The following is a 1,306-nucleotide window of genomic DNA, read 5'->3' as shown; positions in this document are numbered from 1 at the left end:
CATTCAAACCGGTAACGGCATGAGGCCACTAGAACCCGGGGCCTGACGACGAAAGCGCCGGGCTGCGCAACCCCGACACGCCAGCCTCCTGCAAGGATCGCTTTCTTTTGGTCACTTTTCTTTACGAGTAAAGAAWAGTGACATCCCACACGTTCCAAAACGGCCAACACGGTACAGCCGCGACAGCAACTAGAAGCGGTAAAACCCCACCCACCAAACGTGTCTCCCCGCGTTAGCGGGGCTACAGTCATGCCCCCCGAAGCCTGCATTCACTCACACCACCACATCCTCCAACGTGACCAGCTGAGCGCCATCCTGCACCTGGTCGCCGATGCCGTAAAGCACCTCCTGCACCACGCCGTCGGCCGGCGCGGTCAGGGTGTGCTCCATTTTCATGGCTTCCATCACGATCAGCGGATCGCCTTTGCCAATGACCGTGCCGGCCTTGACCATCACCGCAATGATGCGGCCCGGCATCGGCGCCACCAGCTTGCCGCCCTCGGCGTCGGCGCTGCCCGCATGGGCTAGCGGGTCGATGACTTCCAGCCGGGTTTGCTGCTTGCCGCTGAACACGTAGAGCGCGTCGCCTTCGATATGGGTGTTGCCCTTGACCGTGCGCTCGCCCAGGTCGAGTGCGTGGCTGCCGGCCAGGCTGGCGGCGCGGAAGGGCAGGGTCTGCTCGCCTACCGTCAGCCATTGCTTGCCGCCATCGCTGCACAGGCTGGCCAGCGTTTCGCCTTCGCCGGTGCGCAGGAGGAACTGGCTGGTGGCGTCGCCGTTCAGGCGCCAGGCGCCGGCGTTTTGCCAGGGTGAATGCGCGTCGGCCGGGTCCACGCGGCGCGCGCGGGTTTGCGCATCCACCAACGCGGCTACGGCCAGCGCGATGACTTCGGTGCCCACTTTCGCGGGCGGCGGGAACAGTGCTGCCTGGTTGCGCTCGATCAGGCCGGTGTCGAGGTCCGCCGTGCGGAACGCCTGCGAGGTCACCAGCCGCTGCAGGAAGGCGATATTGGTCGACAGGCCCACCACGTGGTATTCGGCCAGCGCCTGCGCCATGCGCGCCAGCGCTTCCTCGCGGTCGCGGCCCCACACGATCAGCTTGGCGATCATGGGATCGTAGTACGGGCTGATGGTGTCGCCCTCGCGCACGCCGGAGTCGATGCGCACGCCGGCCGGGCCGTTGCCGTCCTGGCCCAGCGCGAACGTGACCGCTGCCGGTGTGCGCAGGTAGCGCAGCGTGCCGGTGGAGGGCAGGAAGCCCTTGTCGGGGTTCTCGGCGTAGACGCGGGCTTCCAGTGCATGGCCG

At 66.6% G+C, this 1,306-nt stretch carries 1 protein-coding gene; it reads right to left on the bottom strand.

Annotated features, from left to right (window positions below; all coding sequences use genetic code 11):
• Positions 1-273: 273 nt before the first annotated feature.
• A partial coding sequence (locus tag AB4061_RS40525; RefSeq protein WP_441641651.1) for a biotin/lipoyl-containing protein occupies positions 274-1,306 on the bottom strand: 1,033 nt, incomplete at its 5' end.

The organism is Cupriavidus sp. YAF13 (genome assembly GCF_052113425.1).
Classification (GTDB): Bacteria; Pseudomonadota; Gammaproteobacteria; order Burkholderiales; family Burkholderiaceae; genus Cupriavidus.
This window is presented reverse-complemented; position numbering and strand designations above follow the sequence as displayed.